This is a genomic window from Rathayibacter sp. AY1E8 (genome assembly GCF_002931415.1).
In the GTDB taxonomy this organism is placed as follows: Bacteria; Actinomycetota; Actinomycetes; order Actinomycetales; family Microbacteriaceae; genus Rathayibacter.
On sequence record NZ_PSVI01000059.1, the window covers coordinates 1 to 19,938 of the forward strand.

The window sequence follows — 19,938 nt, forward strand, 5'->3', positions numbered from 1 at the left end:
CGTCGCACCCGCCGCCTCGGACGAGGCGCGGTCGGCCGCGACCGACGCGCTGAGCTCGTCCAGCGCCGCCCGGAGGCCCGCCGACTCGTCGCGCAGCACGGAGACGTCGCCCTGCACCGCGCTCAGCTCGCCGCGGAGCCCGGCCACCTCGTCGCGCAGGGCCGCCGTCTCGGCGCGCAGCTCCTCCGTGCGCAGCCGCGCCTGCTCGAACCAGGGGGCGACCAGCCGGTGCACGGCGTCGCGGAGCACGACGCCGCCGCGGCCGAGCCGGGTGGGCGCCGAGCCGGGGTCCTGGAGGAAGTCGTGGTCAGTGGTCATCGTCGTGGTCCCGTCCGGAGAAGCGGCGGTGGAGCACGTCCATCGCCCGCAGATCCTTGTCCATGATGTCGGCCTCGAGGGTGGTGTCGGCGAGGCGGTCGGCGAGGCCAGGCCGGGAGCGGCGCTCGAGCGAGGCCTCGATCAGCTCGACGGAGCGCTCGAACGAGAGCGGTCCGCGCGCCGCGGCCCGGCCCCGCCGGCCGAGCGCCTCGAGGTCCACCGCCCCGCTCGCCACGTCCCGCATCGCCTCGAGGAGCGCCGGGGCGGAGCGGGTGATCTTGATGCAGTCGACGCCGTCGATGAGGAACTCCGCTACTCCGCTGGCCGCCGTCACGATCGGCACGGCGCCCGCCGCGGCCGCCTCGACCGGCGCGACGCCGAACGCCTCTCCGGCCCAGGTCGGGAAGAGGAACGCGTCGGCGCGGCCGTGCGCGGCGAGCACCTCGGCGTGGGGCCTCGGTCCGTGGAACTCGACCAGGCCGGCCAGGCCCGCCTCGTCCGCCCGGGCGCGCCAGCCGTCCACGTCTCCGTCGCCGTAGAGGTCCACACGGAAGTCGCGGGTCTCCTCCGCGAGAGACGCCGCCGCCTCCAGCACCAGCCCGACGCCCTTGTGCTCGCCCAGCGACGCGGCGAACGTGAACCGGGTGGTCCCGCCCTCGCGGTAGCGCCGCGGCTCCGCGGTGTCGGGGGGAACGGACACTCCCCGCCCGATCACCTCGACCTCGCCCAGGCTCAGCCCGCCGGCCTCGATCGCGTCGACGAGCGAGCGGCTGACCGCGACGATCTCGCCGCGGTCGAAGTGGTCGGGGGCCTGGGCGCCGTAAACGCGGAGCACGCGCTCGGGCAGCCCGTCGACCAGGGCGTTCGGGATGCGGTCGCCGAGGTTCCACATCCACGGGGCCTCCACCGCCCGCAGCAGGTCGATCAGCGCGAGGCCGCCGATCCCGAGCAGGTTGAAGGCCACCACGTGGGTCGGCGCGAAGTCGCGCAGCTCCTCGAGCAGGATGCGGGTGTTCTCGAACCGCGAGACGGCGCTCTCGTGGTGCAGCAGCTGAGCGATCTCGCCGCCCGTCTGCGGCAGCGGGAAGTAGGTGCGCAGGCTCAACGTGCGGTGCACCTCGACGCCCGAGGGCTCCGGCGGCAGGTAGGTCGGCGTGGTCAGCACGCGCACGGTGTGGCCGTGGGCCGCCATCGCCTCCGCGACGCGCGCACAGGTCATCTCGTATCCGCCGAGCACCTGGGGCGGATAGAGGTTGCTCACGAACAGCAGGCGCATCAGCGCACCTCCCCTCTCGCGGAGGCGTCCGCCGCGATCCGCGCCGTCACCTCGGGCGTGTAGGCCGCGCGGGCCTGGCGGTCGTTGCCGCCGTCCCAGTAGTTGACGAGGTAGAGCCCGGACTGCTGCGTGCGCGGCACGAACGGGAACAGCTGGGCCCGGGGCTCGATCTGCGCGATCCGGTAACCGGCGTCGACCGCGCGCACGTGCAGCCAGATGTCGTCGGCGTCCGGGGCGATCTCGCGGAACGCCTCCCCGTGCGCGGCGATCTCGCCGAGGAGCGGGGCGGGCAGCAGCTGCCCGGAGACGGAGGTGCCGAAGACATCGGTCGACGCGCGCGTGTCGGCGACCGGCGTCCAGCTCGTGTACGGAGCCACGGCGCCGTCGACGATCCCCACCCGGTGGGCGCGGTAGCAGAGCACAGTCTCGCGTGGGTAGCGCGAGCGGGCGTCGAGCAGGCCCCTCAGCCAGGTGCGCGGGTACACGATGTCGTCGTCGGAGGTGACGAGGTCGCGCTCCCCCGCCCGGCCCGAGAGCAGGTGCGGGTAGTACTTCGTGTGCACGCGGTAGCCGTCGACCAGGCGGATCTCGACGCCGCGGCGGCGGAGGCGTCGCAGCGGCGCGGGCAGGTCGGCGTGCAGGGCCGGGTCGTCGAGCCAGAGCACCAGGCGCGCGGGCCGGGTGTCGCCGCGGGCGATGGACTCGAGCGCCACGTGGACCCGCTGCAGCCGCTCGCCGTGCGTGGTCATCGTCACCACGACCTCGCCCGCCGGATCGACCGCGGAGCGGCGGGAGAAGCGGTTGGCCAGGTCGAGCAGCAGCAGCTCGCGCCGGAGCGCGGGCGAGGGGTGGTCGATCGGCCGGGCGGCGATCACGGCGGCGCGGCGCTCCGAGAGGCGCTGAGGGGCGGAGCGGACGACCCGGGCCGCGGAGCGCAGCCGCGTGCGGGGACGGACACGACGGCCCAGCGCCGCGAGGCGCGTGCGGGGCCGGACGCGCCGGCCGACGGCGGCGAGAGCGGGATGCATCGGTCCAGGTTAGCCGGAGGCGCCCGGGCGCCCTGCGCCGGTCAGGGCTCGTCGACGACCGCGAAGGCCCGCACCGGGAAGGTCCCGAAGCCCCGCACCTTCGGCGGCACGGCGGTGAAGCGCGCCCCTGTCGCCGGCAGCCCGCCGAGGCCGGTGAGGTGCTCGACGACGTGCACTCCCGCGGCGAGGAGGGCCGAGTGCGCGGGCCGCGATCCGCCCGACTCCGTGTCGTCGATGTTCACCGAGTCGATGCCGACCAGCACCGCGCCGGCGGCGACGAGCGCCTCCGCCGCCTCGCCGCTGAGGAAGGGGGCGCCCCTGCCGTACCCGGGCGTGGCGAAGTGCGCGTCCCAGCCGGTGCGGAGGAGGACGGCGGCGCCGCGGACGTCGAGTCCCGCGACCGCGTCCGAGCCGATGCCCCGTCCGGTGGCTCCGGTCGCGTCGACCACGACGGTCGGCAGGTCGACCAGCGTCTCGAGCGGGAGAGCGGCGAGATCGGCTCCGCCCTCGTAGCGGTGGAACGGGCTGTCGAGGTAGGTGCCCGTGTTCCCGATCATCTCGATGACGTCCATCGCGAACTCGGTGCCGGGCGCGTAGGAGGCGCGGGACGCCTCACGGGTGAGGTGCGGCCGGATGCGCGGAGCGGGCAGGCCCGGGTAGGTCACCAGCCCGTCCGCGACGGTGTGGCTGAGATCGACGAAGCGGCGCGAGGAGGTCATGCGCCCGATCCTGGCAGGGGCCGGACCGGGCGCACCATCGAGATGCCGCCCCGCGGGGCGGCGTTCCCGCCTCTACTTCTTCGGCAGCGCCGCCGACAGGTCCGCGATCAGGTCGGACGAGTCCTCGAGGCCCACCGAGAGGCGCACCAGCGACTCCGAGACCTCCAGCGGCGTGCCCTTCACCGACGCGTGCGTCATCTCGCTCGGGTAGCCGATCAACGACTCGACGCCGCCCAGCGACTCCGCGAGCTGGAACAGCTCGGTCGACTCGGCGAACTTCCGGGCCGCGCGCGGCGTCGCGAGCTCGAGCGAGAGCATCCCGCCGAACCGCGACATCTGGCGCTTCGCCAGCTCGTGGCCGGGGTGCGAGGGCAGGCCCGGGTAGTGCACGGCCGTCACCGCCGGGTGCTCGACGAGGAACTCGGCGACCGCCTGCGCGTTGACGGAGTGGCGCTCCATCCGCACCCCGAGGGTCTTGATGCCGCGGACCGTGAGCCACGCGTCCATCGGACCCGAGATCGCTCCGACCGCGAACTGCAGGAACGCGATCTTCTCGGCCAGCGGCCCCGAGCGCAGGGCGAGCGCGCCGCCGACGACGTCCGAGTGGCCACCGAGGTACTTCGTGGTCGAGTGCACGACCACGTCGGCACCGAGGGCCAGCGGCTGCTGCAGGGCGGACGAGGCGAAGGTGTTGTCGACGACGACGATCAGGTCGTGCGCGTGGGCCAGGTCGGCGAGCTCGGCGATGTCGCTGATGGTCATCAGCGGGTTCGACGGGGTCTCGACCCAGAGCATCTTCGTCTCGCCGGGGACGATCGCTCGCTGCACCTCGCGGAGGTTCGACATGTCGACGGCCGTGTTGCGCACGCCCCAGGCGCTGTGCACCCGGTCGATCAGGCGGTGGCTGCCGCCGTACGCGTCGTTGCCCAGGACGACGTGGTCGCCGGGCGCGAGGGCGGCGCGCAGAAGGGTGTCCTCGGCGGCGAGGCCGGAGGAGAAGGAGTAGGCGACGTCCGCGCCCTCGAGCGAGGCGATGAGCTCCTGGAGCGAGTCGCGCGTCGGGTTCGCCGAGCGGGCGTACTCGTAGCCGCCCCGGAGACCGCCGATGCCGTCCTGGACGAACGTGGAGGTCATGTAGACGGGCGGCACGACCGCCCCGGTGGTCGGATCGAACTCCTGGCCGGCGTGGATGGCGCGGGTGTCGAAGTGCTGCTTCTTGGGCATGGTGCGGGCTCCCTGGGTCGGAGGTGCGGAGGCGGCGGCCGTCAGGCCGTGGCGTAGGTGAGGAGGTCCTGTCGGGTGATCACCGCGACGGGCTTGCCCTCGTCGGTGACGAGGAGGGCGCTGTGCTCGGTGAGCGCGGCGCGGGCGGCGGTGATGCTCTCGCCGAGCCCGATCAGCGCGAGCGCATCGCCCACGCAGTCGCCGAGCGGATCGTTCATCGAGGCGGATCCGGCGAAGACGCGGTCGAGCAGCTCGCGCTCGTCGACGGCTCCGACGACCTCGCCCATCACGACCGGCGGCTCGGCGGTCAGCACCGGGAGCTGCGAGACGCCGTACTCGGTCATGATGCCGATCGCGTCGCGGATCGTGTCGGTCGGGTGCGCGTGCACGAGCGCCGGGAGGTCGGCCTGCCCGCTCGCCGCCCTCGCTCGGAGCACGTCGCGGACGGTGCCCTCGTCGCGCATCTCGAGGAAGCCGTAGGAGCGCATCCAGCGGTCGTTGAAGATCTTGCCGAGGTAGCCGCGCCCGCCGTCCGGCAGGAGCACGACGACCACGTCGTCCGGCCCGAGACCGGCGGCTGCCTTGAGCGCGACGGAGACGGCGAGCCCGCTCGATCCGCCGACGAGCAGCCCCTCCTCGCGGGCGAGGCGGCGGGTCATCGCGAACGACTCGGCGTCGCTGGAGGCGATGATCCGGTCGACCACGCTCGGGTCGTACGCGCTCGGCCAGAAGTCCTCGCCGACGCCCTCGGTCAGGTACGGGCGACCGCCGCCGCCCGAGTAGACGGAGCCCTCGGGGTCGGCGCCGACGATCTGCACGCGGCCCTCCGACACCTCCTTGAGGTAGCGGCCGGCGCCGCTGATGGTGCCGCCCGTGCCGACTCCCGCGACGAAGTGGGTGAGCCGGCCGGCGGTGTCGCGCCAGATCTCGGGGCCCGTGGTCTCGTAGTGGCTGAGCGGTCCGTTGAGGTTCGCGTACTGGTTGGGCTTGAAGGCGCCGGGGATCTCGCGGGCGAGGCGGTCCGAGACGGAGTAGTAGGAGGCGGGGTCCTCCGGAGCGACGGCCGTCGGCGTCACGACGATCTCGGCCCCGTAGGCGGTGAGGACGTTGCGCTTGTCCTCCCCCACCTTGTCCGGCAGCACGAACACGCAGCGGTAGCCGCGCTGCTGCGCGACGAGGGCGAGGCCGATGCCGGTGTTGCCGCTGGTCGGCTCCACGATGGTGCCGCCGGGCTTCAGCAGCCCGTCGCGCTCGGCTGCGTCGATGATGCGGGTCGCGATGCGGTCCTTCGACGAGCCGCCGGGGTTCAGGTACTCGACCTTGACCAGCACGGTCGCCTGCACGCCCGCCGCGACCGGACCCAGCTTCACCAGCGGGGTGTCGCCGATGAGGTCGAGCACCGAATCGGCGTAGGCCATCCCGGTCTCCGGGCGTGCGGGAAGGGCGCGATCCAGGCTCATCCCACCAGCGTAGCAACCGGCTGCGGGCGTGTGACGGGGGTGGGCGGAGGCACAGGGAGCGGTCTCGGGAGGGGAGTGCCGCCGGTCGCGCCGGTGCCCTATCGTGGGGGTCCGCGAGCGCCGCGGTCGACCCGGAACGGACCCCGAATGACCTCACCGATCGCCGCACCGCCGCGGCGTCCGGCCGACATCCACCTCCTCCGCCTGCTCGGCCCGGCGCTGGTCGCCGGAGTCGCCTACCTCGACCCGGGCAACGTCGCCAGCAACATGACGGCCGGCGCCCGGTTCGGCTACCTCCTGGTCTGGGTGGTGGTGCTCGGCAACCTGATGGCCTGGCTCATCCAGTACCTCTCGGCGAAGCTCGGCCTGATGACCGGCCGCAGCCTCCCCGAGCTGCTCGGCGACCGCCTGCGCGGCCGCTGGGGCCGCCGGGCCTACTGGCTGCAGGCCGAGACGGTCGCGATGGCGACCGACCTGGCCGAGGTGATCGGCGGCGCGATCGCGCTGAACCTGCTCTTCGGACTGCCGCTGCTGGCCGGCGGCGTGGTCACCGGCGCGGTCTCGCTGGTGCTGCTGCTCGTGCAGACGCGGGGCGGGGCGCAGCCGTTCGAGCGGGTGATCACGGCGCTGATGGTGCTGATCGCCGTCGGCTTCACGGTCGGCGTGGTCGTCGATCCGCCGGACGCGGGCGCGACCGTCGCCGGTCTCGTGCCGCGCTTCGAGGGCTCGGAGTCGGTGCTGCTCGCCGCCTCGATCCTCGGCGCGACCGTCATGCCCCACGCGATCTACGCCCACTCCGCGCTCGCCCGCGACCGCTTCGGCCACGTCGAGGGCGTCGGCGCGCGCCGGAGGATCCTGGTCGCCACCCGGATCGACGTGACGATCGCCCTCGCCATCGCCGGCACCGTGAACCTCGCGATCCTGCTCCTCGCCGCGCACTCCCTCGCGGGAGTCGCCGGGACCGACAGCCTCGAGGGCGCCCACGCGGCCATCGGAGCGGCGCTCGGCCCGGTGGTCGCGACCCTGTTCGCCGTCGGCCTGCTCGCCTCCGGCCTCGCCTCGACCTCGGTCGGCGCGTACGCGGGGGCCGAGATCATGCACGGTCTGCTTCAGGTGCGGGTGCCGCTCGTCGCCCGTCGTCTGGTCACGCTGATCCCGGCGCTCCTGGTGCTCGCGATCGGCTTCGACCCGACGCGCGCGCTGGTGCTCAGCCAGGTGGTCCTGTCGTTCGGCATCCCCTTCGCGCTCGTGCCGCTCGTGATCCTGACCCGCGACCGCCGCCTGATGGGCGACCAGACGAACCGCTGGTTCACCACCCTCGCCGCCGCCCTGGCCGCCGTCTTCCTCATCGTCCTGAACGGCCTGCTGCTCTGGCTCACCTTCGCCCCCTGAGCGGAGCGGCGGCGCATCCTGCGGATCGAGCGGGCCCGTTGGGCATCCCGCTGATCGAGCGGCCCGCTCCTCGGGCGCATCGAGATTCCCCTGACCGCGCATTGATCCGATCCGAAGCCTCGCTCGTTATCCTCTGAGAGCGCCTCTCAGGCGCCTGCGCCCGCCACAGGCGCCTTCCGCCCTCAGAACGAGAGACGCCGCCGTGCCCAAAGACACGATGTCCGCCAAGAACCGCGCCCGACAGGAGAAGCTCGAGGCCTACAAGCGCGAGCAGGACCGCCGCAAGCGCGGCGCCCGCATCTGGATCTGGTCGCTGTCGGCCCTGGCCGTCCTCGCGGTCGGCGGGATCGTCGCGGTCACCGTCTTCGGGAACCAGCAGATCGTCGAGGCGCGCGAGATCGACGGCCTGCAGACCTTCGACAACGACGCCACCCACGTCGCCGGCGCCGTCGACTACCCGCAGACCCCGCCGGCGGGCGGCCCGCACAACGCCGTGTGGATGAACTGCGGCGTCTACGACGAGCCCGTCCCGAACGAGAACGCGGTGCACGACCTCGAGCACGGCGCCGTCTGGGCCACGTACGACCCCGAGCTCCCGCAGAGCGAGGTCGACGCGCTGATCGCCGCGATGCCCGACACCTACTCCGTCGTCTCGCCCTACGAGGGCCTCGAGTCGCCCATCGTGCTGAGCGCCTGGGACGCCCAGGTCGCGATCGACTCGCCCGAGGACCCCCGCATCGACGCCTTCGTCGAGCGCTTCTGGCAGTCCTCGAGCGCTCCGGAGCCCGGCGCCCCCTGCACCGGAGGGATCGATGCGCCCGGCAAGCAGTAGGGGCCGGATCCTCGTCGCCGCGGTCGCCGTGGTCGCGCTCCTCCTCGGAGCGGCCGGCGGCTACCTCTTCGGCGCGCTCGCCCCGTTCGCCTCCGCGGCGACGCCCTCGAGCGCCAGCGCCGAAGCGGGCTTCGCGCGCGACATGCAGGTGCACCACCTGCAGGGCGCCGAGCTGGCGATGATCGCCCGCGAGCGCAGCGCCGACGACGAGGTCCTCACCGTCTCGAAGGACATCCTGCTCACCCAGCAGCAGCAGGCCGGGCAGCTCTTCGGCTGGCTGAACTCGTGGGGCCTGCCGCAGGCTGCTCCGGAGCCCTCGATGACCTGGATGGGCCGGCCGACCCTGGCCGGAGCCGCCGACGAGCACTCGTCGATGGGGATGGGGACCGAGGACGGCGTCGTGCCCGCGAGCATGCCCGGTCTCGCGACACCGGACCAGATCACCGCCCTCAGCAGCGCGTCGGGCCGAGACTTCGACCGGATGTTCCTCGAGCTGATGATCGCCCACCACCGCGGCGCGATCGACATGGCCGAGGCGCTGCTCGCCCGGAGCCGCGTGACGGTCGCCACCGACTTCGCCTCCTCCGTCGTGAAGGCCCAGGAGGCCGAGATCTCGCTGATGGAGCAGATGCTCGAGGACCGGCCGGCGGAGTGACCGCCTCCGGCGCGCACGACATCGGCTGAGACTGGTGCGCCTCCCCCACCGGGAGGGGCACGTGCTCTCCGCCGACGTCGTGCACGGGGCCCGGCGACTCAGACGGCGTCGGCTGCGAGTAGCCCCGCGAAGTCCGGCCGCCGATCCGCGGCTCAGCCCTGGAGGGCCGACTCCGTCTGCTGTGCGTAGAGCGAGGCGTAGAGGCCGCCGAGGCCGAGCAATTCGCGGTGGGTGCCCGATTCGACGATCCGTCCGCCCTCGACGACGTGGATGACGTCGGCCGACACGATGGTCGAGAGCCGGTGGGCGATCGCGATGGTGGTGCGGCCGCGGGCGGCGTCGTCGAGCGCGGTCTGGACGATCCGCTCCGAGACGGTGTCGAGGGCGCTGGTCGCCTCGTCGAGGATGAGGACCGCCGGGTCCTTCAGCAGGACGCGGGCGATCGCGAGCCGCTGCTTCTCGCCTCCGGAGAGCCGGTAGCCACGCTCGCCGACCAGCGTGTCGTAGCCGTCGGGGAACGACGTGATCGTCGCGTGGATGTTCGCGGCGCGGGCGGCCGCCTCCAGCTCCTCCTGCGTCGCGTCGGGGCGGGCGTAGCGGAGGTTGTCGCCGATCGTCGCGTGGAAGAGGTAGGTCTCCTGGCTGACGATGCCGATGTGCGAGACGAGCGACTCCTGCCGCAGCTCGCGCACGTCGGTGCCGGCGAAGCGCACCGCTCCCCCGGCCACGTCGTAGAGGCGCGGGACGAGGTACGAGATCGTGGTTTTGCCCGCGCCGGAGGGACCGACGAAGGCGACGAACTGGCCCGGCTCGATCGCGACCGAGACGTGGTCGAGCGTCGGGCGCGCGTCCTCCGCCTGGTCGGGGTAGCGGAACACGACGTCGTCGAGCTCGACCCGGCCGAGCTCGCCCGAGACCTCGCGTGCATCTGCCCTGTCCGTGATCGCCGGGCGCAGGTCCAGGTACTCGAAGATGCGGGCGAACAGCGCTCCGGCCGTCTGCAGGTCGAGCGCGACGCGCATCAGGCCCAGGAGCGGCCACATCAGGCGCGCCTGCACGGTGGTGAAGGCCACGACGGTCCCGGCGGTGACGGTGGTGCCGCCGAGGATCAGCCAGGCGGCCACGAGGTACACGATCACGGGGATGACGGAGAGGAAGATCTGCACCATCGCGAAGAACCACTGGCCGGACATCTGCTGCCGCACCTGGAGCTCGATCTGGCGGCCGTTCTCGTCGGCGTAGCGCGTCACCTCCGACTCCTGGCGGCCGAAGCTCTTGGCCAGGAGGATGCCCGAGACGCTCAGGGTCTCCTGGGTGATCGCGGTCATCTCGGACAGCGACTCCTGCGTCTTCGTCGCGATGCGCGCCCTCACCTGGCCGACGCGGCGCTGGGCCACGACGAGCACCGGAGTGAGGACGAGGGCGACGATCGTCATCTGCCACGAGAGCAGGAGCATCGCGACGACGGCCGCGATCACGGTGACGGTGTTGCCGAGCACGCTCGAGACGGTGTTCGTGAGCACGTTGGCCACGCCGCCCACGTCGTTGGCGAGGCGCGACTGGATGACGCCGGTGCGGGTGCGGGTGAAGAAGCCGAGCTCCATCGCCTGCAGGTGGCGGAAGAGGCGGATGCGCAGCTCCCCCATGACCGTGTTGCCGACGGTCGCGGTGAGGTAGGTCTGCCAGACGCCGAGGATCGCCGAGAACGCCCAGACCAGCACCATGACGCCGACCAGCTCGAGCAGCACGGGGAGGTTCGGGCGTCCGCCGGGCGGGAAGAGCCCGCGGTCGAAGGCCAGCTGGGTGAGGAGCGGGGGCACCACCGTGAGGGCGGCGCCGACGAGCACGAGGATCACGGTGAGCGTGAGCTTGGGGCGGTGGTCGCGGAAGAGTCCCGCGATGCGCCGGAGCAGGTCGTCGACCTTCGGAGCCGCCGCGTTGATCTCCCGCTGGCTGTCCGGATCGCTGCTCGAGATCCTCCCGCCGCGCGCCCCTCCGCGCATCCCGCCGCCTGCCGCGACGTCACCCATCCTGCTCACGGCTCGACCCTAGCCCCGCCCGCCTCCGGACCCCCGCCCTTCCGCCCACGGCGAAGTCGTGCAATCCCGCGCCGCGCCGACGCGCCGTCCCGCACCCGATGCCCGTGCCGGGTACCTCCCCGGTGCCCGATCTCGACACCCCGCTCCACCGCTACTCGACCACCATGCGGTCCGCGGGTCTCGATACGCCGCTCCGCCGCTAGCCGCCCCCGGCCCGAGACGGCCGCCGCAGGCGCCGCTCCCCGTCGGCCGCCTCCGGCGCCGTACCCCCCCACCCTTGGTGGCCGCCCCCGGCGCCACCGCACGACGAAGGCCCGGGTCCTGCGCAGCAGGACCCGGGCCTTCGTTCGTGCACCCTATTCCCCCCGACGAGCAGTGCTGACGGCCCGCGGGGGTGTCGTGGGCAAGGCGGAGGAGGAGAGCTGTAGCGGAGCTACCGCCGACGACGACAACGCCGCCCACGGCACCCCCGCGGGTCGTCAGCCCTTGGTGGCGCCGGCGAGGAGGCCGCGGACGAAGAACCTCTGGAGGGAGAAGAACACGATGAGCGGCACGATGATCGAGATGAACGCGCCGGCCGTGAGCAGCTCCCACGATTGGCCGTAGGAGCCGGTGAGGTCCTGCAGCGCCTTCGTGATCGGCAGCCCTTGTCCGGAGGTGAAGACCGTCGCGACCAGCAGGTCGTTCCAGACCCAGAGGAACTGGAAGATGCCGAAGGAGGCGATGGCGGGGACCGAGAGCGGGAGCACGATGCGGAAGAAGATCTGGCCGTGTCCGGCGCCGTCCACTCGTGCCGCTTCGATGACCTCGCCGGGGATCTCGGAGATGAAGTTGTGGAGCATGAAGATCGCGAGCGGGAGCGCGAAGATCGTGTGCGCGATCCACACCTTCGCGTAGGAGCCGTCCAACCCGTTCACCCCGAGGCCGGGGAGGATGTAGAGCCCTCCGATGCGCAGGCCGTCCGAGAACAGCTGCAGCAACGGCACGAGCGCCATCTGGATGGGGACGATCTGGAGCGAGAACACGAGGACGAAGAGCGTGTTGCGGCCCTTGAAGTCGATCCAGGCGAACGCGTAGGCGGCGAGGCTGGCGATCGTGATCGGGATCAGCGCCGCCGGCAGCGTGATGACCAGCGAGTTCACGAACGCCTTGCCCAGGGTCAGGCTGTCGCCGGAGTTGAGCGCGTTCGCGTAGTTGTCGAGGGTGAAGCCGGGGTTGGCGAAGATCGTCCACCAGCCGGTCGTCTTGATGTCGTTCGCGGGGCGGAACGACGAGATGAACAGGCCGAGGGTGGGGACGGTCCAGATGACGGCGATGATCAGCGCGGCGAGAGTGGCGCCGCGCGATGTCGTCGCCTTCTTGACCTTGCCGCTGGCCGCCTCGATCCTGGACTCGCCGCGGGCGAGCGCGCGCTCGGTGCTGCGGTCGACCGGAACCTGGATCGGAGTGGGCGTGACGCTCATCGGATCTCCCTCTGCTTGGCGAGCTGGCGGGCGTTGTAGACGACGATCGGGAGCACGAGCAGGAACAGGATGACCGCGAGGGCCGCGCTGTAGCCGCTGCGGGCGCCGAGCTGGAACTGGCGGACCATCTCGAACGCGAGGACCGTGGTGTCGGAGCGGCCACCGGTCATCGCCGAGACGATGTCGAAGACCTTCAGCGACGCGATCGAGATCGTCGTGAGGACGACCACGATCGAGGAGCGGATGCCGGGGACGGTGACGTTCCAGAAGGACTGCCACGCGCTGGTTCCGTCGAGCGAGGCCGCTTCGAGCTGCTCGGAGGGGACGCCCTTGATGGCGGCGGAGAGCACCGTCATGGCGAATCCGGCCTGGGTCCAGATGAGGACGACGACGAGGAACAGCGTGTTCCACGGCTCGAGTCCCAGCCAGTCGACCGGCGGGGCGCCGAAGGCGGTGAGGATGCCGTTGAGGAGGCCGATCTGCTCGCCCTGGCGCACGTCGTAGAAGAACTTGAAGATGATCGACGCGCCGACGAACGAGATCGCCATCGGCATGAAGACCAGCAGCTTGAAGAACTTCTCGCCGCGGCTCTTGTCGATGAAGACCGCGTAGGCGAGACCGATCGCGGTCGCCGTGATCGGGGCCAGGAGCACCCAGACCACCGTGTTGAGGAAGGCGGTGATGCCGTCGGGGCTGGTGAAGACCCAGACGAAGTTGTCGATGCCGGCGAATCCGGAGCCGTCGTTCTTCATGAACGCGTTGATGGCCGTCGTGATCGTCGGGTAGATCAGGCCGATGAGGATGAAGAAGGCGGCCGGTGCCATGAACGCGATGAGCTGGAGTCCGTAGCCCGCGCCTTTGCGGGACCGGAAGTCGAGCAGGAACAGCGCGCCGCCGATGACGGCGGCCACCACCGCGACCCAGAGGACGGAGTTGTAGAGGCCGAAGACCAGCAGGAGGACGACCGGCAGGACGACCGTCACCGCGAGCCGGAGGACCGTGTAGCCGGTGCCGCGGCGGGGCGCGATCTCGACGAAGAAGAGGATGAGCGCCACCACGGCCGCGAAGGCCAGGAGGATGAGCGGGATCTGCGCGAGCGGCGGGATTCCCGCCAGCCATTGGAAGAACCCCGAGATGGTGATGGGGGACATGGACGCCCTTTCGAGTGCGACTCTGGACTCAGGAGGGGCCCGGCCCCGGGATCCGTGGATTCGGGGGCCGGGCCGTCACAGCTGAGCCGCCACTCGGGAGCGGCGGCTCTGCTCCGCTGCTAGGAGGTGTAGCCGGCCTGGATCTCCTCGAGCGCCTGGTCGGTGCTCGTGCCGTCGATCCAGTCGACCATGCCCTTGAAGAAGCTGTCCGAGCCCACTGCCTTCGGCATGAGGTCGGACGCGTCGAAGCGGAACGTGGTGTCCGGGTTCTGGAGGATCGCGATGGAGTCCTTCAGGACGTCGCTGCCCGCGTTGGCCGGGTCGAGACCGGTGTTCGCGGAGATGACGCCGCCGAGGGAGACGCGGCTGTTGGCCCAGTCGGCGCTGGCCAGGTACTCCTGGACCTTCGCGGTGTCCTCGTCGTTCGAGAACGCGGCGACCATCTCGCCACCACCGGTGACGGCCTGGGCGTCGTCGGCCTTGACCGGCGGGGTGAGGAAGGCCCACACGTCGCCGTCCTCGGCCACGTTGGCGCCGGCCGAGGTCAGGAAGCCCTCGAAGAACGAGGCCTGGTGGGTCAGCGCGCAGGTGCCGTTCGCCATGTTCTGGGCGACGTCGCCGAAGGCGGTGGAGTTGATCGACTTCACGTCGCCGTAGCCGGCGTTGACGAGGGTCGGGTCGAGGAGGATCGATCCGACGGAGTCGAACGCGGACTTGATGGCCGGGTCGGTGAAGGGGGTGTCGCCCGCGACCCAGGAGTCGTAGACGTCGGGGCCGGCCTCGCGGAGGACGGCGTCCTCGATCCAGTCGGTTCCGGGCCAGCCGGAGGCCTCACCGGAGTTGAAGCCCGCGCACCAGGACGGTCCGCCGGTCTTCTCGGCGATCGTCTTGCCGAGCGCCTCCATCTCGTCCCACGTCGTGGGAACGGAGACGCCCCACTCCTTGAACTTGGCCGGGGAGTACCAGATGTAGCCCTTGACCGACGCCATCAGCGGCGCGCCGTACTGGGTGCCGTCGACCTGGCCGTACTTCTGCCAGTCCTCGGACCAGTTCTGCTTGACGTTGGCGAGGGCGCCCTCGGGGAGCTCCTGCACCTTGCCGGAGGCGACGGTGTCGGCGAGCAGACCCGGCTGCGGGAAGATCGCGAGGTCGGGGGTGTCGCCACCCTGGACCTTGATGCCGATCTGCTTCTCGAACTCCTTGTCGCCCGTGTACTTGATCTCGATGCCGCTCTCCTTCTCCCAGTCCGCCCAGGACTGCTCGAGAAGGGTGGCCTCGTCGCCGTTGATGGTGCCGTAGACGTTGACGACGCCGTCGGCGGTGCCGACCGTGCCGGCCGAGCTGCCGCCGCCGGCGTTCGGGTCGTTGGGGTCACTGCTGCTGGAGCAGCCCGCGAGTGCGATGCCGGCCGCTGCCAGAACGGCGACCGGGACGGTGATACGGCGGTGCAGGGATGACCGCATTCTTCCTCCTCATTGAGTGGTGGAACCAGCCGAGCAGGCCGCTCCTCGCCGATCGGGATCGGGAGGCTGTGGCGGCTCGAAGCGTGTGCCGCGACGACTCGGATGCTGGTGATGGCGATGCCAGGAGGAACTCCGAGCGGATCACCGGATTCGTGTGGGTGGGCTCCCACGGAGGGAAACCTTTCCACAAGAACGATGAAAGCACAACGCCGGTGATAGAGCGCTCTCTGAGATAACGATTCGGCGTCAGAACAGCGATCGCGGGGCCGGGGCCGAGCGGAGATCGATCTCGGCGCGACGCCCGGCCGCCGGGCGGTGTATAACTTCCTGGAACCGTTTCCAGCATCGAGGCCGGACGGTCGGGAGGAACGCCGTGCCAGGCATCGAAGAGGTGGCCGAGCTCGCAGGAGTGTCGAAGGCGACGGTCTCGCGCGCGCTCAGCGGCCGGGGCTACGTCTCCGCGGGGACGAAGCAGCGCGTCGAGCGCGCCGCGACGAGCCTGGGCTACGTCGTCTCCGCCAACGCCTCCAGCCTCGTCACCGGCCGCAGCAACAACATCGCCGTGATCATCCCGATCATCAACCAGTGGTTCTTCGCCGGGATCATCGAGGGCATCGAGCGCGCCCTGCTCGCCGCCGGCTACGACCTGCTCCTCTACAACATCGACAAGCACCTCGACGCCCGCCGGAGCGTGTTCGAGTACTACCTCGTCCGCAAGCGCGTCGACGCGATCGTCGCCGTCACCCTCGAGATCTCGCCGCACGAGACGGAGGCGCTCCTCGCCCTGGGCAAGCCCATCGTCGGCATCGGCGGCGAGCTCCCCGGCATCCCCACCTTCAGCATCGACGACGTCGCCGCCTCCCGCCTCGCCACGGAGCACCTGCTCTCCCTCGGCCACGAGCGGGTCGTCCACATCGGCGGGCTCGCGGAGGAGGAGATGGACTTCCACGTCCACACGCAGCGCCGCGACGGCTTCCGCCAGGCGCTCGCGGCCGCCGGCCTCGAGCCGGGCGCGCAGGACATCGTGCCCACCACCTTCGACATCCCCGGCGGGCACAGCGCCGGACGGCAGGTCCTCGGCGACCCGCGGACCCGGCCGACGGCGATCTTCGCCGCCTCCGATGAGATCGCGATCGGGATCATCCTCGCGGCGCGCGAGCTCGGCCTCTCGGTGCCCGAGGACGTCTCCGTCATCGGGATCGACGACCACCCCCTCGCCGAGCTCTTCGGTCTCAGCTCGATCCGCCAGGACCCGCGCCAGCAGGGCGAGCTCGCAGTCGCGCTGGTGCTGGACGCGCTGGCCGCCCTCGGTCGCGGCGAGCCCCCTCCCCCGGCCCGCCACACGCTGATCCCCGCCTCGCTGGTGATCCGCACCAGCACCTCGGCGCCGCGGGGGGCGAGAATCGGAGCATGAGCGACTCCGACACCCCCACCGTCCGCGACGTCCCCGAGCGGTCCCGCTTCGTGATCGAGGTCGGCGGCACCCCGGCCGGCTTCGCCGCGTACACCCGTCAGGGCGACGAGGTGACGCTCACCCATACCGTCGTCGACGACGCGTGGGAGGGCCACGGCCTCGGGAGCATCCTCTCGCGGGCCGCGGTCACCGCGATCACGGAGGCGGGCGGCACGGTCGTCCCGCGCTGCCCCTTCGTCGCGGCCTGGCTGCGCAAGCACCCCGACGTCGACGCCCGGGTACGCTGGCCCGAGGACTGACTCACTCCGGGGGCGTCCTGCTCCCGATCTCCTGGAGCGCCCAGGTGTTGCCGTCCGGATCGGCGAAGTACGCGTACTGCACGCCGCCCAGGTCCTGGACCTCGCTGATCTCGAGCGAGCGGCCGACGAGCTCCGCGCGAGCGGCGGCGATGTCGTCGACGACGAGGTGGAGGGAGCGGACGACGCCCTCCTCCGGACCGGGGCCCATCCCGCTGCCGACCACGATCGAGCAGGCCGAGCCGGGCGGGGTGAGCTGGACCACGCGCATCGCGGCGGAGGGCCGCACGTCGTGGTCGAGGTGGAAGCCCATCACCTCCGTGTAGAAGGCGACCGCGCGGTCGACGTCGCCGACGGGGAGGGGGACGAGCTCGAGTCGCATCTGCACGCGACCAGTGTGCCGCGCGGCGGAACCGCGCGGGAGGGGTCAGTCCCGCGGGCCGACGACGAGGCGCTCGTGCATGATCTCGACGGCGCGCTCGAGGACGCGGCGGTCCTCGAGGGTGAGATCGGCGAAGATCGGCGTCAGCGCGTCGCCGAGGTCGGTCCGCCAGGCGTTCAGCGCGTCCGCGCCGGCGGGAGCCAGGCGGATCTGCCAGGCGCGCGCGTCGAGGGGATCGGCGATCCGGTCGAGCCAGCCGGTCTCGACGAGGTTCTTCACGATCTTGGTCATCGTGGGCTGCGAGACGCGGCTCTGGGAGGCGAGCTCCCCCAGGCGCATCGGGCCCATCGAGAGGAGCACCGAGAGCGTGCGCCAGACGGCCTGCGACTCCTGGTTGCCGGTCGCCTGGGCGGCGAGGCGGGTGATCCGGTGCGTCACCGAGACGAAGTCGCTCAGGAGCTCGCTGAGCGAGACCTCGCTGGGCGGGACGTCGCGGGCGGGGAGCCCGGCGAGCAGATCGTGAGCAGTCACGCTCCGATCCTAGGGGCGCGCGCCTCCAACGGCCGGGAACGACGAAGGGCGCCGCCTCCGAGGAGACGACGCCCTGCGTCTGCAGGCGTGCCTGCGTCACCCTGACGAGCGACCGGCCGGAGCCGGCACCCGCGACGGGTGAGGGGGATTACTTGACGGTGACGGTCGCGCCGGCGCCCTCGAGCTGAGCCTTGGCCTTCTCGGCGGTCTCCTTGTTGACGGCCTCGAGGACCGCCTTGGGGGCACCGTCGACGAGCGCCTTCGCCTCACCGAGGCCGAGGCTGGTGAGGGCGCGCACCTCCTTGATGACCTGGATCTTCTTCTCGCCGGCGGCCTCGAGCACGACGTCGAACTCGGTCTGCTCCTCGACCTCTTCGGCGGGGGCGGCCGGGCCGGCCACACCGGCGGCGGCGACGGGCGCCGCAGCGGTGACCTCGAAGACCTCTTCGAACTTCTTGACGAACTCCGAGAGCTCGATGAGCGTGAGCTCCTTGAAGGCCTCGATGAGCTCGTCCTGCGTGAGCTTTGCCATGATTTTTCTCCTTGTTTTTCTTTGTCTACGAACCGCGCGCGCACTGCTTCCCGGAAGGGGAAGACGTCAGCTCGCGGACTCCTGCTTCTCGCGCAACGCCTCGACCGTGCGAACGGCCTTCGAGAGCGGAGCGTTGAACAGATATGCGGCGCCGAACAGCGAGGCCTTGAAGGCGCCGGCGAGCTTGCCGAGCAGAACTTCGCGGGACTCGAGGTCAGCGAGCTTGCCCACCTCTTCTGCGGTCAGCGGGTTACCGTCGAAGTAACCGCCCTTGACCACGAGGAGAGGGTTTGCCTTGGCGAAGGCACGCAGCGACTTCGCGACGGCGACAGGGTCGCCGTGCACGAACGCGATGGCCGAGGGGCCAGCGAGCTCGTCGTCGAAGGACGAGATACCGGCGTTGTTCGCCGCGATCTTGGTCAGCGTGTTCTTCACCACGGCGTAGGTTGCGTGCTCACTGATGTCCTTGCGCAGCGTCTTGAGCTGAGCAACAGTGAGACCGCGGTACTCGGTCAGCAGAACGGCCGTCGAGCTCTGGAACTTCTCCGTGAGTTCGGCAACCGAGGCTTCCTTGTTCGCCATGGCTACTCCTGTGAATTCTCGTGCCGGTAGCCCGAAGGCAGGCAAAGAAAAAAGCTCCGGCACAGGGGCGCGGAGCTTCGGGATCGCGGTTAGGCGGAACTGAACTCGTGCACCTGCGCGGGCAATTCGCTTCGCGAATCCTTCGTCCGGTGGCGATCCGCGTGGCCGGGGCCCTGCTCGTGCGCACACCGGAAACCGGCGGTCTTTGGCTTCGGGAAGCGTACGTCATCGCGGCGCGCGGGCGCAAGTCGAGGAGGAGGGCCCGCGCGCGGGATGCTGGAGGCATGACCGGCCCGACCCCCGACTCCGCCCGCGACGTCGACTCCGCGATCGCCTCGGTGGAGGGCGAGCTCAGCACCCTCTTCAACCGCGTGCGGGCGGCGATGCGCTCCTACGCCGAGCGGCTCCACCCGGAGCTGACGCCGCTGGGCTACAAGACGATCTCGGCGCTCGAGCGCCGCGGACCCGTGCACTCGGGCGTGCTGGCCGAGCTCCTCGAGATGGACAAGTCGGCGCTCAGCCGCCAGATCACGGCGCTCGACCGCCTCGGCTTCCTCGAGCGCACCCCCGACCCGCAGGACGGCCGCGCCACGATCCTCTCGGTGACTCCGGCGACCGCCGCGCGGCTGCGCGAGATCCGCAGCTCGAACCAGGCGCTGATGCACGAGGAGCTGCGCAGCTGGGCGCTCGCCGACGTCGAGCTCTTCGCCTCTCTCCTGCACAGGATCAACGACCTTGACATCTGACGCTTAGCACCCCGTCCGTTCGGGGACAATCGCCGGACGCCGCCCGCTCGACTGCGTAGTTTCGGAGGCGATGGACCAGCACTCCTCCTCTCTCCTCCCCCACGACGTCGACGGCGCGCTCGGCTTCGCGCGCGGTCTGAGCGCCGACGCGCCCCGGCCCGGCACCGGTCGCACCGCCGAGCTGCACGGTCTCCTCGAGCGCCTGGCTCGGCACGACCTCGGCGTCGCGCGCGCGGTGGAGCCGCACCTCGACGCTCTCGCGATCCTCGGCGAGGCGGAGCTCGACCCGTCCGGACTCGGAGTCGCCGCCGACGCCGCCTGGGGGGTCTTCGCGGCCGAGGGCGGCGTCGAGGCGGTCGGCCAGCGAGCACCAGGGCTTCACGCCGTCGAGCAGCCAGTCGCCGTCGCTCTCGCGGGCGACCAGAGGATCCCCGC

20 protein-coding genes and 1 pseudogene are annotated in these 19,938 nt (G+C 71.4%); 7 read left to right on the plus strand and 14 right to left on the minus strand.

Features of this window, described 5'->3' with window-relative positions; all coding sequences use genetic code 11:
- The 6 genes from C5C74_RS14405 to C5C74_RS14430 all read right to left on the minus strand — a co-directional run.
- On the minus strand, positions 1 to 318 hold a 318-nt coding region (locus tag C5C74_RS14405; RefSeq protein WP_219813487.1), incomplete at its 3' end, for a hypothetical protein.
- A complete protein-coding gene (locus C5C74_RS14410) occupies positions 308 to 1,594 on the minus strand; it encodes a glycosyltransferase (RefSeq protein WP_104351775.1) in 1,287 nt (428 codons plus the stop codon). The genes C5C74_RS14410 and C5C74_RS14405, both read right to left, overlap by 11 nt.
- Positions 1,594 to 2,622, minus strand: a complete 1,029-nt coding sequence (locus tag C5C74_RS14415) for a glycosyltransferase (protein WP_104351776.1) — start codon at positions 2,620 to 2,622, stop codon at positions 1,594 to 1,596. The genes C5C74_RS14410 and C5C74_RS14415 overlap by 1 nt, the downstream gene beginning before the upstream one ends.
- A 41-nt stretch (positions 2,623 to 2,663) precedes the next feature.
- Positions 2,664 to 3,341 (minus strand): cyclase family protein, encoded by a 678-nt coding sequence (locus C5C74_RS14420; RefSeq protein ID WP_104351777.1) that lies wholly within the window; start codon positions 3,339 to 3,341, stop codon positions 2,664 to 2,666.
- 72 nt (positions 3,342 to 3,413) lie between these two features.
- Positions 3,414 to 4,565 carry a cystathionine gamma-synthase gene (locus C5C74_RS14425; protein ID WP_104224345.1) on the minus strand — a complete coding sequence of 384 codons (1,152 nt, stop codon included), beginning with the start codon at positions 4,563 to 4,565 and terminating at the stop codon, positions 3,414 to 3,416.
- A gap of 41 nt (positions 4,566 to 4,606) precedes the next feature.
- Positions 4,607 to 5,983, minus strand: a complete 1,377-nt coding sequence (locus tag C5C74_RS14430) for a cystathionine beta-synthase (RefSeq protein ID WP_104224344.1) — start codon at positions 5,981 to 5,983, stop codon at positions 4,607 to 4,609.
- 189 nt (positions 5,984 to 6,172) lie between these two features.
- Here C5C74_RS14430 and C5C74_RS14435 point away from each other — a divergent pair, with 189 nt between their 5' ends.
- The 3 genes from C5C74_RS14435 (at position 6,173) to C5C74_RS14445 (ending at position 8,904) form a co-directional block, all read left to right on the plus strand.
- Positions 6,173 to 7,417, plus strand: coding sequence for an Nramp family divalent metal transporter (locus C5C74_RS14435; RefSeq protein WP_104227179.1), 1,245 nt, complete (start codon positions 6,173 to 6,175; stop codon positions 7,415 to 7,417).
- Between the two features lie 202 nt (positions 7,418 to 7,619).
- Positions 7,620 to 8,249 (plus strand): DUF3105 domain-containing protein, encoded by a 630-nt coding sequence (locus C5C74_RS14440; protein ID WP_258064186.1) that lies wholly within the window; start codon positions 7,620 to 7,622, stop codon positions 8,247 to 8,249.
- Positions 8,230 to 8,904 (plus strand): DUF305 domain-containing protein, encoded by a 675-nt coding sequence (locus C5C74_RS14445; protein ID WP_104224341.1) that lies wholly within the window; start codon positions 8,230 to 8,232, stop codon positions 8,902 to 8,904. The genes C5C74_RS14440 and C5C74_RS14445 overlap by 20 nt, the downstream gene beginning before the upstream one ends.
- Positions 8,905 to 9,056: 152 nt before the next feature.
- On the opposite strand, the gene C5C74_RS14450 is transcribed toward C5C74_RS14445, so the two are convergent.
- The 4 genes from C5C74_RS14450 to C5C74_RS14465 form a co-directional block, all read right to left on the minus strand.
- Positions 9,057 to 10,934: an ABC transporter ATP-binding protein gene (locus C5C74_RS14450; RefSeq protein WP_104247708.1), complete on the minus strand. Its 1,878-nt coding sequence runs from the start codon at positions 10,932 to 10,934 to the stop codon at positions 9,057 to 9,059.
- A gap of 488 nt (positions 10,935 to 11,422) precedes the next feature.
- Positions 11,423 to 12,406, minus strand: a complete 984-nt coding sequence (locus C5C74_RS14455) for a carbohydrate ABC transporter permease (RefSeq protein WP_104224339.1) — start codon at positions 12,404 to 12,406, stop codon at positions 11,423 to 11,425.
- Positions 12,403 to 13,557: a carbohydrate ABC transporter permease gene (locus tag C5C74_RS14460; RefSeq protein WP_181027270.1), complete on the minus strand. Its 1,155-nt coding sequence runs from the start codon at positions 13,555 to 13,557 to the stop codon at positions 12,403 to 12,405. Before C5C74_RS14460 ends, C5C74_RS14455 begins: the two co-directional genes overlap by 4 nt.
- Before the next feature lie 119 nt (positions 13,558 to 13,676).
- Positions 13,677 to 15,020: an ABC transporter substrate-binding protein gene (locus C5C74_RS14465; RefSeq protein WP_104227181.1), complete on the minus strand. Its 1,344-nt coding sequence runs from the start codon at positions 15,018 to 15,020 to the stop codon at positions 13,677 to 13,679.
- A gap of 373 nt (positions 15,021 to 15,393) precedes the next feature.
- On the opposite strand from C5C74_RS14465, the gene C5C74_RS14470 reads away from it, so the two are divergent.
- Together C5C74_RS14470 and C5C74_RS14475 are read left to right on the plus strand one after the other, a co-directional pair.
- On the plus strand, positions 15,394 to 16,434 hold the full coding sequence (locus C5C74_RS14470) for a LacI family DNA-binding transcriptional regulator (protein ID WP_104224337.1): 1,041 nt from the start codon (positions 15,394 to 15,396) through the stop codon (positions 16,432 to 16,434).
- A complete protein-coding gene (locus C5C74_RS14475; RefSeq protein WP_104273430.1) occupies positions 16,431 to 16,733 on the plus strand; it encodes a GNAT family N-acetyltransferase in 303 nt (100 codons plus the stop codon). Before C5C74_RS14470 ends, C5C74_RS14475 begins: the two co-directional genes overlap by 4 nt.
- 1 nt (position 16,734) lies before the next feature.
- Here C5C74_RS14475 and C5C74_RS14480 read toward each other — a convergent pair whose 3' ends face one another.
- The 4 genes from C5C74_RS14480 to rplJ all read right to left on the minus strand — a co-directional run bounded on the left by C5C74_RS14480 (position 16,735) and on the right by rplJ (position 18,757).
- Positions 16,735 to 17,118, minus strand: a complete 384-nt coding sequence (locus tag C5C74_RS14480; RefSeq protein WP_181027271.1) for a VOC family protein — start codon at positions 17,116 to 17,118, stop codon at positions 16,735 to 16,737.
- A 39-nt stretch (positions 17,119 to 17,157) separates the two neighbouring features.
- A complete protein-coding gene (locus tag C5C74_RS14485) occupies positions 17,158 to 17,643 on the minus strand; it encodes a MarR family winged helix-turn-helix transcriptional regulator (protein WP_258059518.1) in 486 nt (161 codons plus the stop codon).
- Between the two features lie 148 nt (positions 17,644 to 17,791).
- Entirely contained in the window at positions 17,792 to 18,175 is a 384-nt protein-coding gene (rplL, locus tag C5C74_RS14490; protein WP_104224335.1) for a 50S ribosomal protein L7/L12, read from the minus strand.
- 66 nt (positions 18,176 to 18,241) lie between these two features.
- Positions 18,242 to 18,757, minus strand: coding sequence for a 50S ribosomal protein L10 (gene rplJ, locus C5C74_RS14495; RefSeq protein WP_055791018.1), 516 nt, complete (start codon positions 18,755 to 18,757; stop codon positions 18,242 to 18,244).
- 284 nt (positions 18,758 to 19,041) lie between these two features.
- Here rplJ and C5C74_RS14500 point away from each other — a divergent pair, with 284 nt between their 5' ends.
- On the plus strand, positions 19,042 to 19,503 hold the full coding sequence (locus C5C74_RS14500; protein WP_104224334.1) for a MarR family winged helix-turn-helix transcriptional regulator: 462 nt from the start codon (positions 19,042 to 19,044) through the stop codon (positions 19,501 to 19,503).
- Positions 19,504 to 19,573: 70 nt separating this feature from the next.
- Positions 19,574 to 19,938 (plus strand): annotated as a pseudogene (locus tag C5C74_RS17545) (hypothetical protein); the annotation flags it as partial.

Coding starts and splice junctions, on each gene's coding strand:
- C5C74_RS14410 (WP_104351775.1), bottom strand. CDS start 1,594: ATGCGCCTGCTGTTCGTGAGCAACCTCTATCCGCCCCAGGTGCTCGGC.
- C5C74_RS14415 (WP_104351776.1), bottom strand. CDS start 2,622: ATGCATCCCGCTCTCGCCGCCGTCGGCCGGCGCGTCCGGCCCCGCACG.
- C5C74_RS14420 (WP_104351777.1), bottom strand. CDS start 3,341: ATGACCTCCTCGCGCCGCTTCGTCGATCTCAGCCACACCGTCGCGGAC.
- C5C74_RS14425 (WP_104224345.1), bottom strand. CDS start 4,565: ATGCCCAAGAAGCAGCACTTCGACACCCGCGCCATCCACGCCGGCCAG.
- C5C74_RS14430 (WP_104224344.1), bottom strand. CDS start 5,983: ATGGCCTACGCCGATTCGGTGCTCGACCTCATCGGCGACACCCCGCTG.
- C5C74_RS14435 (WP_104227179.1), top strand. CDS start 6,173: ATGACCTCACCGATCGCCGCACCGCCGCGGCGTCCGGCCGACATCCAC.
- C5C74_RS14445 (WP_104224341.1), top strand. CDS start 8,230: ATGCGCCCGGCAAGCAGTAGGGGCCGGATCCTCGTCGCCGCGGTCGCC.
- C5C74_RS14450 (WP_104247708.1), bottom strand. CDS start 10,934: ATGGGTGACGTCGCGGCAGGCGGCGGGATGCGCGGAGGGGCGCGCGGC.
- C5C74_RS14455 (WP_104224339.1), bottom strand. CDS start 12,406: ATGAGCGTCACGCCCACTCCGATCCAGGTTCCGGTCGACCGCAGCACC.
- C5C74_RS14460 (WP_181027270.1), bottom strand. CDS start 13,557: ATGTCCCCCATCACCATCTCGGGGTTCTTCCAATGGCTGGCGGGAATC.
- C5C74_RS14465 (WP_104227181.1), bottom strand. CDS start 15,020: ATGCGGTCATCCCTGCACCGCCGTATCACCGTCCCGGTCGCCGTTCTG.
- C5C74_RS14475 (WP_104273430.1), top strand. CDS start 16,431: ATGAGCGACTCCGACACCCCCACCGTCCGCGACGTCCCCGAGCGGTCC.
- rplL (WP_104224335.1), bottom strand. CDS start 18,175: ATGGCAAAGCTCACGCAGGACGAGCTCATCGAGGCCTTCAAGGAGCTC.
- rplJ (WP_055791018.1), bottom strand. CDS start 18,757: ATGGCGAACAAGGAAGCCTCGGTTGCCGAACTCACGGAGAAGTTCCAG.
- C5C74_RS14500 (WP_104224334.1), top strand. CDS start 19,042: ATGACCGGCCCGACCCCCGACTCCGCCCGCGACGTCGACTCCGCGATC.